The sequence below is a fragment of the Pseudomonas sp. genome (assembly GCF_049590575.1).
Lineage (GTDB): Bacteria > Pseudomonadota > Gammaproteobacteria > Pseudomonadales > Pseudomonadaceae > Aquipseudomonas.
The window spans coordinates 39,453-49,388 of record NZ_JBAWDE010000086.1 but is presented as its reverse complement, the minus strand read 5'-3'; the positions used below and the strand labels follow the sequence as shown (position 1 = coordinate 49,388).

General features: G+C 63.6%; 9 protein-coding genes. 3 read left to right on the top strand and 6 right to left on the bottom strand.

Going from position 1 to position 9,936, the window contains the following annotated elements; translation table 11 throughout:
• The 3 genes from WBR57_RS06690 to WBR57_RS06680 form a co-directional block, all read right to left on the bottom strand.
• Window positions 1–454 (bottom strand): aldehyde dehydrogenase family protein (locus WBR57_RS06690; protein WP_424083161.1); only part of this gene is annotated, 454 nt, incomplete at its 3' end.
• 11 nt (window positions 455–465) lie between these two features.
• Window positions 466–1,458 carry an AraD1 family protein gene (araD1, locus tag WBR57_RS06685; RefSeq protein ID WP_424083160.1) on the bottom strand — a complete coding sequence of 331 codons (993 nt, stop codon included), beginning with the start codon at window positions 1,456–1,458 and terminating at the stop codon, window positions 466–468.
• A gap of 15 nt (window positions 1,459–1,473) precedes the next feature.
• On the bottom strand, window positions 1,474–2,796 hold the full coding sequence (locus tag WBR57_RS06680; RefSeq protein WP_424083159.1) for an MFS transporter: 1,323 nt from the start codon (window positions 2,794–2,796) through the stop codon (window positions 1,474–1,476).
• Window positions 2,797–2,990: 194 nt separating this feature from the next.
• Between WBR57_RS06680 and WBR57_RS06675 the strand changes: the two genes are divergently transcribed.
• Window positions 2,991–4,727 (top strand): IlvD/Edd family dehydratase, encoded by a 1,737-nt coding sequence (locus WBR57_RS06675; protein ID WP_424083158.1) that lies wholly within the window; start codon window positions 2,991–2,993, stop codon window positions 4,725–4,727.
• 48 nt (window positions 4,728–4,775) lie between these two features.
• Entirely contained in the window at window positions 4,776–5,498 is a 723-nt protein-coding gene (locus tag WBR57_RS06670; RefSeq protein ID WP_424083157.1) for a FadR/GntR family transcriptional regulator, read from the top strand.
• A gap of 64 nt (window positions 5,499–5,562) precedes the next feature.
• On the opposite strand, the gene WBR57_RS06665 is transcribed toward WBR57_RS06670, so the two are convergent.
• Together WBR57_RS06665 and WBR57_RS06660 are read right to left on the bottom strand one after the other, a co-directional pair.
• Complete coding sequence (locus tag WBR57_RS06665; protein WP_424083156.1) at window positions 5,563–7,689, bottom strand: TonB-dependent siderophore receptor; 2,127 nt, start codon at window positions 7,687–7,689, stop codon at window positions 5,563–5,565.
• 281 nt (window positions 7,690–7,970) lie between these two features.
• Window positions 7,971–9,062, bottom strand: coding sequence for an NADH:flavin oxidoreductase/NADH oxidase (locus WBR57_RS06660; protein WP_424083155.1), 1,092 nt, complete (start codon window positions 9,060–9,062; stop codon window positions 7,971–7,973).
• A gap of 91 nt (window positions 9,063–9,153) precedes the next feature.
• Here WBR57_RS06660 and WBR57_RS06655 point away from each other — a divergent pair, with 91 nt between their 5' ends.
• Window positions 9,154–9,453: an ArsR/SmtB family transcription factor gene (locus WBR57_RS06655; protein ID WP_424083154.1), complete on the top strand. Its 300-nt coding sequence runs from the start codon at window positions 9,154–9,156 to the stop codon at window positions 9,451–9,453.
• 8 nt (window positions 9,454–9,461) lie between these two features.
• On the opposite strand, the gene WBR57_RS06650 is transcribed toward WBR57_RS06655, so the two are convergent.
• Window positions 9,462–9,920: a metallophosphoesterase family protein gene (locus WBR57_RS06650; protein WP_424083153.1), complete on the bottom strand. Its 459-nt coding sequence runs from the start codon at window positions 9,918–9,920 to the stop codon at window positions 9,462–9,464.
• Between the last annotated feature and the right edge of the window lie 16 nt (window positions 9,921–9,936).

Genomic DNA, 9,936 nt, shown 5'->3' with positions numbered 1-9,936 from the left:
GCCCCAGGCCGATGCGGTATTGGCGCAGGTCCGGACGCGGCAGTGGCTGGCGATCCGGCAGGGCTTTGTCGATACGCGCGCCGTAGAAATCACCGCGACGCAGCACCGTGGCGAACAGGCGCATCTGGCCGCTGGTGCGCCCGCGTTCGCCTTTGATACGTGCAGCCGGCAGCGCGGTTTCGCGGCACACCAGCTCGACGAACTCATCGCCCAGCGCGTCCAGCTCATCGGCAATCGCATCTAGGAACTGCGCGCGGCGCGCGGCACTCAGTGCGCGGTACGCCGGGTACGCCGCAGCCGCAGCCTTGGCGGCCGCGTCGACTTCCTGCGCGGTGGCCTGGTAGAAATCCTGGGGCAAGGCTTCGCCAGTCGCCGCGTCGACGCTGTGCAGCTTGACGTCGCCGTTGGCGCTGCGTTGGCCGCCGATGTAGTTGTGGCCGAGGAACTGGGTCATGTTGATCTCCTTTAAAGGGTGATGACGTTGCCGGGTTCGAATGCCGCATCGCTGCTGCCGACGGAGTTGATCAAGGGCGCGCCGAATTCGGCCTGGCTGATCTCGAACACATCGCCCGGCTGGGTACGTATACCGGCGGCGAATGACAACGTAGCGGTGCCGAAGAAATGAATGTGCACGTCTCCCGGCTTGAGGAATTGACTGTATTTGAAGTGGTGGTACTCAAGATTCTCCAGGCTGTGGCACATATTGGCCTCGCCGCTGAGGAATTCGTTCCGCCAGATTTCTTCACCGTTGCGCAGCACGCGGCTGGTGCCCGCCAGGTGCTGGGGCAACTCGCCCACGCGCAACTCGGGGCCGTAGCTGCAACTGCGCAGCTTGGAATGGGCCAGGTACAGGTAGTTCTTGCGCTCCATCACGTGGTCGGAAAACTCGTTGCCGACGGCAAAGCCCACACGATACGGCTTGCGGTCGTGGCCGATCACGTACAGGCCGCCGATCTCCGGCTCTTCGCCGGCATCCTCGGCAAACGGCGGAACCGGAAAGGCCTGGCCCGGGCGCACCACGATGCTGCCGTCGCCCTTGTAGAACCACTCCGGCTGCACGCCCGCCTGGCCGGCCGCGGGCTTGCCGCCCTCCACACCCCATTTGAAGATGCGCATGGTGTCGGTCATGGCACTCTCGTCGCCGGCCTGCTGGTGCATCTTGTCGCGTGCCGAGGCGCTGCCCAGGTGGGTCAGGCCGGTGCCGCTGATCAGCATGTGCGCCGGGTCCGGGTGGTCCAGCGGCGGCAATATTTTCAAGTCGGCCAGCAGCGCCGCGTAATCATGGCTGGCGCCCAGGCCCAGGCTGTTGACCTGCTGCGCCAGGCCCTCACCGGCTTCGATGGCGGCCAGTGCCAACTCACGCACGCTGCGTGCGCCCTGCACTTCACGCACTGCCGTGCCTTCAACCACGCCGACGCGGCGCTCACCGTTAGGCAATTCGAACTGAACTAGACGCATGCAATTTCTCCTTAATCAGGTACGTGTGGCGCCACGCGCGCTGGCGGCGAATTGGTCGGCGGGCAGCACGTGCTTGCGCTCCAGCACGCGGTAGACCACGCCGGTCAAGACCAGCCCGAACACCATCACCGCAGACAAAAAGTACAAACCCGAGGCCAGGTTGCCGGTGTATTCCTTGAGCGCGCCGATCACGAACGGGCCGATATAGCCGCCGAGGTTGCCCACCGAGTTGATCAGCGCAATGCCCGCCGCTGCACTGGCGCCGGCGAAGAAGCGCCCCGGCAACGTCCAGAACACCGCCGTGCAGGAAAACAGCGCGAACGCCGCCAGGCACAACGAGGCCATTTGCAGCACCGGCAGGCTCAGCCAGGCGCTGAAGAACAGGCCGATGGCGCCGAGCACATAGAGCACCGCCAGGTGGCCGTAGCGATCGTTCAACCGGTCGGAACTGCGCGGGATGATCAGCAAGCCGATGATCCCGAAGATGTACGGCACGGCGGAGATGAAACCGGTGGTCAGGTCACTGCCGCCGAACTGCTTGATCAAGGTCGGCAGCCACAGGCCCAGGCCGTAGATGCTCAGGGTGACCGGCAGGTAGAACAGCGCCAGCAGCAACACGCGTTTGTCCTTGAGGGCGTGCAGCGGGTTGCCGTGGCGGGTCTGGCCGTAGGCTTGCAGGTCTTTGGCGAGTTCGCCGGTGAGCCAGGTTTTTTCCTCCGCGCTCATCCATTTGACCTGCTGGGGGCCGTCCGGCAGGAAACGCAGCACCGGCCAGGTGAGCAGCAACGCCGGGGTGCCGATCACGATAAACAGCCATTGCCAGCCGTGCAGGCCGAGGATGCCGTCCATGCCCAGCAAGCCGCCGGACACCGGGCCGGTGATCATCATGGCGATGGGTTGGGACAGGATAAACAGCCCGAGGATCTTGCCGCGATGGCGCACCGGAAACCATTGGGTGATGTAGTACAGCACGCCCGGAAAGAACCCCGCCTCCGCCGCGCCGAGCAGAAAGCGCATCACATAGAAGCTGTGCGGCCCCTGCACAAACGCCATGCCGATGGTGATGGCGCCCCAGGTCAGCATGATCCGCGCAAACCAGCGCCGCGCACCGAAGCGGTCGAGCATCAGGTTGCTGGGGATCTCGAACAGGAAGTAGCCAATGAAGAACAACCCCGCGCCCAAGCCATACGCCGCGTCACCGATGCCGACGTCGGCGCCCATGTGCAACTTGGCAAAGCCCACGGCGGAGCGGTCCACGTAGGCGATCAGGTACAGCAGGATCAGGAAGGGAATCAGTTTCAGCGTGATGCGCCGAATTAGCCGCAGCTCCTGGCTCATGGGGGGTCGATCTCCGATTGTTGTTCTTATAGAAGCTCGGGGCACACCTCTCGCGAAAATCCGCCAGGGTCATGCCTCAGTGAAGACCGACTATATAGTAGGACTATTTGCAAAACAACTCTTCCAAAGCATCGATTTTGCGCTTATGTTTAAGCACGCATAGAACATATAGTCATACAATAAGAGAATCGATCATGCCTGATAAAAAGCCCGCCCTACGCTCCGCCCAGTGGTTCGGCACTGCCGACAAAAACGGCTTCATGTACCGCAGCTGGATGAAGAACCAGGGCATTGCCGACCATCAGTTCCATGGCAAACCGATCATCGGTATCTGCAACACTTGGTCGGAGCTGACCCCGTGCAACGCGCATTTCCGCCAGATCGCCGAGCACGTCAAACGCGGCGTGATCGAGGCCGGTGGCTTCCCCGTGGAATTCCCGGTGTTCTCCAATGGCGAATCCAACCTGCGCCCCACCGCCATGCTCACGCGCAATCTGGCGAGCATGGACGTGGAGGAAGCCATCCGCGGCAACCCGATTGACGGCGTGGTGCTGCTGACCGGCTGCGACAAGACCACCCCGGCGCTGCTGATGGGCGCGGCCAGTTGCGACGTGCCGGCCATCGTCGTCACCGGCGGGCCGATGCTCAACGGCAAGCACAAGGGCCAGGACATCGGCTCGGGCACCGTGGTCTGGCAGCTCAGCGAGCAGGTCAAGGCCGGCACCATTACCCTGGACGATTTCCTCGCCGCCGAGGGCGGCATGTCGCGGTCGGCCGGTACCTGCAACACCATGGGCACCGCGTCGACCATGGCCTGCATGGCCGAAGCACTCGGCACCTCGCTGCCGCACAACGCCGCGATCCCGGCAGTGGACGCGCGGCGTTATGTGCTGGCGCATATGTCCGGCATGCGCGCGGTGGAGATGGTGCGCGAAGACTTGAAGCTGTCGAAGATCCTGACGAAAGAGGCGTTTGAAAACGCGATCCGCGTGAACGCCGCCATCGGCGGTTCGACCAACGCGGTGATCCACCTCAAGGCCATCGCCGGGCGCATCGGCGTCGAACTCGACCTCGACGACTGGACCCGCATCGGCCGGGGCATGCCGACCATCGTTGACCTGCAGCCGTCGGGGCGTTTCCTGATGGAAGAGTTCTACTACGCCGGCGGCCTGCCCGCGGTGTTGCGCCGCCTGGGTGAAGCCAACCTGATTCCGCACCCGAATGCACTGACCGTGAACGGCAAGTCCCTGGGTGAAAACACCAAGGACTCGCCGATCTACGGCCAGGACGAAGTGATCCGCACCCTCGACAACCCGATCCGCGCCGACGGCGGCATTTGCGTGCTGCGCGGCAACCTGGCCCCCCTCGGCGCGGTGCTCAAGCCCTCAGCCGCCAGCCCGGCATTGATGCAACACCGTGGCCGCGCGGTGGTGTTCGAGGACTTCGACATGTACAAGGCGCGCATCAACGACCCGGAGCTGGACGTGGATGCCAACTCGATCCTGGTGATGAAAAACTGCGGGCCCAAGGGTTATCCGGGCATGGCCGAAGTCGGCAACATGGGCCTGCCGGCCAAGCTGCTGGCCCAGGGCGTGACCGACATGGTGCGGATTTCCGATGCGCGCATGAGTGGCACCGCCTACGGCACCGTGGTCCTGCACGTGGCGCCGGAAGCCGCTGCCGGTGGGCCGTTGGCCACGGTGAAGGAAGGTGACTGGATCGAACTCGACTGCGCCAACGGCCGCCTGCACCTGGACATCCCCGACGCAGAGCTGGCGGCGCGCATGGCCGACCTGGCGCCCCCGCAGAAGCTGATCGTCGGTGGCTACCGCCAGCTGTACATCGACCATGTGCTGCAGGCCGACCAGGGTTGCGACTTTGACTTCCTGGTAGGCTGCCGAGGGGCGGAAGTGCCACGGCATTCCCACTAATTGGGATGCTATGATGCCGCGTCTTTAAGCCAGAGCCTCCCCGTCGTTATGGATCACCAGCCGCCCAAGCCGCGCAAGAGCATGCATGCCCAGATCGTTCAGGACTTGGGCATGCACATCGTTTCCGGCCGCTTCAAGCCCGAAGAGCGGCTGCCCATGGAGGCCACGCTGTGCGAGGAGTACAAGGTCAGCCGTTCGGTGTTGCGCGAGGCGACCCGGGTGCTCAGCGCCAAGGGCCTGGTGTATTCCAAGCCTCGGGTGGGCGCAGTGGTGCGGCCGCGCTTGAAATGGCACCTGCTCGACCCGGACGTGCTGTCCTGGTTGATGCAGTCCACGCCCCACAGCGAGTTTTTCAACACCCTGGCGGGTGTGCGGCGCATTCTCGAACCGGAAATCGCCGCCATGGCCGCGACCACCGCCACCGATGCAGACATCGCCACCATCGAAGAAGCCTACCGCGGCATGGAAACCGCGCAGACCCACGAACAACTGTTGCAGGCTGACCTGGACTTCCACCGGGCCATCGCCGACGCCACGCGCAACGACCTGCTGGCCTATATGTGCAACATGCTGTCGCTGCCGTTGCGCGAGTCGATCAACATCACCAACCGCCGCCCGGACATCCAGGGCCTGAGCCTGCCCCGCCACAAGGCGATCCTCACCGCGATCCAGAACCGCGACGCCCTCGGCGCCCGGCATGCGTCACTGGTGCAGCTGGATGACACGCGCGTGGCGCTGGATACGGTGATGAATGTGTTGACGCCGCTCTAAAGCCAACTGAATGCACATGTGGGAGGGGGCAAGCCCCCTCCCACATTGGGTTCTGTGTACGCGGTTAGAGTGTGTAGGCGATGCCTACCTGCACCGTGCGCGGCTCGCCCGGATAGGCGTACACGTTGCCGAACGCGCCCTCTTCATACTCGCGGTTGAACAGGTTCTTCACATCCAGGTTCAGCCGGACCTTTTCGTTGACCTTGTAGTAGCTGAGCAGGTCGACCACGGTGTAGGCGTCCATCGAAAACGCCGTATTCGACGTCTGCCCCGCGCGCTCATCCACATATTTGCCGCCCGCGCCCAGGCCCAGGCCTTTCAGGGCGCCGTCCTGGAACTCGTAGACGTTGAGCAGGCTGAAACTGTTGCGCGGGATGTTCAGCAAGCGGGTGCCGGCGCGGAGCGTGTTGTCCTTGGTCACCTCGGCGTCGACGTAAGCGTAGCCGCCGATCACACGCCACTCGGGGGTGATATTGCCCGCCACGTTCAGGTCGAAACCACGGCTGCGCACCTGGCCAGCGGCGACGCTGAAGGCTGAGTCCAGAGGGTCGGTGGTGAGGACGTTTTTCTTCTCGATCTGGTAGACCGCCGCGTCGACGCTCAACTGACGGTCCAGGGCTTCCCACTTGACGCCCATCTCGTAGGACTTGCCTTTCTCCGGTTCAAAACCACCGCCCTGGCGACTGGCGCCGGTGTTGGGCTTGAACGAACGCGCGGCGTCGGCGTAGACCGCGACGGTGTCGGTGAGGTCGTAGATTACGCCGACGCGCGGGGTGACAGCATTGTCGCTGGCCTCCCAGCTTTTACCGCCCGGTACGTAGGTGTGGTAGTCGTGCTCGAAACGCTCAAACCGCGCGCCGGCGAGGACTTTCAAGCGCTCGGTGACGGCCACTTGGTCCTGCACGAAGGCGGCGTAGGTCTTGAGGTTTTCCTTGTCGTGGGTCGGGGTGCGCGTCAGCAGCGGGCGCGGCTGGCCGTAGACCGGGTTGAAGATGTCGATCGCGTAGGCGCCCACTGCGCCGCTTGAGCGCTGGATGATCGACTTGTAGTCGTAGTCTTCGAACTCAACGCCGGTGAGCAAGGTGTGCTCGAACGCGCCGGTGGAAAAATGGCCGGTCAGGTTGAGCTGGGTGTCCTTGTCGGTCCATTCCAGCTTGCGGTAGTTGAAGTTGCGGCCCAGGGTGCGCCCGTCGGCGGCCAGGCCGTTGGCCTCGATGCCGTTGCCTTGCAGGGTGCCGTCGAGCCATTGGAAACCGCCGCCCAGGGTCCAACTGTCGTTGAGCAGGTGCTCGAAACGCAGCTGCGCCATGCTGTTGTCGTTGTGCAGTTTGCCGACGTCTTTTTCACCCCAGAAGGTGTCGCGCGATGGCGTGCCCTTTTGATTGGCATAGCGCGTCAGCCCCCGGTCCAGCGGGTGGTTGTTGCGCATGAAATCGCCTTCGAAGACCAGCTTGGTGTCGTCACTGGCTTGCCAGGTGATCACCGGGGCCACGCCGTAGCGCTCGGTCTCGACATGGTCACGAAAGGTGTCGCCGCCCTCGCCCACCAGGTTCAGGCGATAGGCCAGGCGGCCTTGCTCGTCCAGCGGGCCGGAGGCGTCGAGGGTGGCGCGCTGCATGCCCTGGTCATCCAACTGGCTGCCGAGGGTTACGGTCGGTTCGGCCAGCGGTTGCTTGGAGACCACGTTGAACGTGCCACCGGGGTCGCCACGGCCGTAGAGCATGGTCGCCGGCCCCCGCAGCACTTCCAGGCGTTCGATGGTGTTGGCGTCCGGCATGTTCGGGTAGCCACGGTTGATCGGGAAACCGTTGCGGTAGAACTCGCCGGTGGTGAAGCCGCGCACGGTGAAGGTGGTGAGGCCCTGCCCGCCGAAGTTGTTGGCGCGGCCCACGCCGCCGGCGTAATCCAGTGCGTCCTGCAAGCGGGTGGCGCCGAGGTCCTCGACCACATCCTTGGACACCACGCTGATCGATTGCGGCGTTTCGTGAATCGAGGTGTCGGTGCGCGTCGCACTGGCCGAGCGCGTGGCGTGGTAGCCCTTGACCGGCCCTTGAGCTGTCTCGTAGTCCGCCTCGCCTGTGACATTGGTGGCCTGCAGTTCAAGACTGGCCCTGTCGGTAGAGACAACCTCTGCCCAGGTGAAAGGGGAAAACGCCTGAAGCACACAGAGGGAAATCAAGGTACGACGCATGGATGTTGAACCTAGTGAATGAGCCAGAAGGGGCGGCAAACCTGCCAAAAACGCGGAAATGGTATACCAAGTCATTCGCGTTTGACATCTGTTCTCATTCACTACTTTTCAGGTAACAGCTTTGTATCGATATGCAGGAAACTGGACGCGAGGCAAATGTGGGAGAGGGCTTGCCCCCGATAGCGGTAGACCAGTCGATGTTGCTGTGACTGATACATCGATATCGGGGGCAAACCCCCTCCCACATTTGGATTTTTATACAACTTTAGAAATGGATCCGATCAGCGATAGCGTTCCAACCAGTGGGCGTAAGGCGCCGGCAGGGTCCAGGAGGATTTTTCCACCCCCAGTTCCTTGGCAGCGAAGTACGCCCAGTGCGGGTCGGCCAGGTGCGCGCGACCGACCGAGACCAGGTCCAGCTGGCCGGCCTGCAACGCGCCTTCCGCCAGCTGCGGGGTGCCAAAGCCCCAGGCCGAAGTCACCGGGATACCGGCTTCACGGCGCACGCGCTCGGCGACCGGGCCCATAAAGGCCGGGCCCCACGGGATATTGGTGTCGGGGATGGTGAAACCGACGCTGACGCTCAGCAGGTCCAGGCCACCGGCCTTGAAGTTGCGGGCCAGCTCGATGGATTCGGTGAGGGTCTGTTCGTCACGGCCATCGTATTCGATCACGCCGAAACGCGCGGTTAGCGGCAGGTTTTCCGGCCAGACTTCACGCACGGCGGCCAGGGTTTCCAGGAGGAAACGGCTGCGGTTGTCGAAGCTGCCGCCGTAGGCGTCGGTACGCTGGTTGGAGTGCTCGGAGAAGAAACTCTGGGCCAGGTAGCCGTGGGCGAAGTGCAGTTCGATCCATTCAAAACCGGCGTCACGGGCACGGCGGGCGGCGTCGACGAAGTTCTGTTTGACCCGGTTGATATCGTCCAGGGTCATGGCGCGTGGCACCTGCGGCAGGTTCTGACCGAACGCGATGGCCGACGGCGCGATGGTTTCCCAGCTGCGCGGGTCAGAAGCGGCCATATGGTCATCGCCCTCCCATGGGCGGTTGGCGCTGGCTTTACGACCGGCGTGGGCAATCTGAATACCCGGTACCGAGCCCGCAGCCTTGATCGCCTTGACCATCGGCACAAACGCTTCGGCGTGGGCGTCGCTCCAGATACCCGCGCAACCCGGGGTGATGCGGCCTTCGGGGGCAACGGCGGTGGCTTCGACTACCACCAGGCCGGCGCCGCCACGCGCCATGCTGGCCAGGTGCACGTGGTGCCAGTCGTTGACGATGCCGTCATCGGCGCGGTACTGGCACATAGGCGGGATGGCGATGCGATTGCGCAGGGTGACGTCTTTGAGTTTGTAGGGTTCGAACAAAGCTGACATTGGGCAACTCCAGGAGCAGGTGAGTGATTCGATAGTTCGATGGTAATCGAACAATGGTATTCAACGATACCCCCCTGTTATGATTCGTTTCATGCGCGCCTTCAAACACCCTGCCCTTCAAGACCTGACCCTCGAGCGTCTGCTGTACGCCCTGAGTGATCCGGTGCGCCTGGACATCGTGCGTTATCTGGCCGGCGTGCCCGAGGCCACCTGCGGTGAACTGGACGGCGGGCGGCCCAAGTCGAGCATGTCCCATCACTTTCGCGTCCTGCGCGACGCCGGCCTGGTGCAGACCCGCAGCGTCGGCACCACCCACATGAACTCGTTGCGCGGCGAACTGCTCGAGAGCCGTTTTCCTGGCTTGCTTGAGTGCATCCTCGCCCAACACTGAAACGCGGTTCAGTCCAACAGCGCGATCAGCCGCGACTCGATTGACGTCTCCCCCACCTCCAGCACCGCCAGTGTCACTGGCAACTTGAAACGCCGCCGCCCTGCACTGCCGGGGTTCACGTACAGCGTCGCACCACGCCATTCGATCAGCGGCTTGTGCGAATGGCCGGTGATCACCAGGCGCGTGTGCCTATCGAGCAAGGCCGGGACGTCGGCGATGTCATGCACCAGCAACGCCTGCCAGCCGTTCAGACCGATCGTCAGGTGATCTGGCACCTGCCGCGCCCACTCGGCGTCCTGGTCATTGTTGCCGCGTACCACGTGCAGCGGTGCGATTTGTGCCAGCTGCTCGAGAATCTCCGGGCTGCCGATATCGCCGGCATGGATGATCCGTTCACAACCCTGCAGGGCCGCTACAGCCTCAGGCCGCAGCAGGCCGTGGGTGTCGGAAATCACGCCGATTTTCATGAAGCCTCCGGGGTGC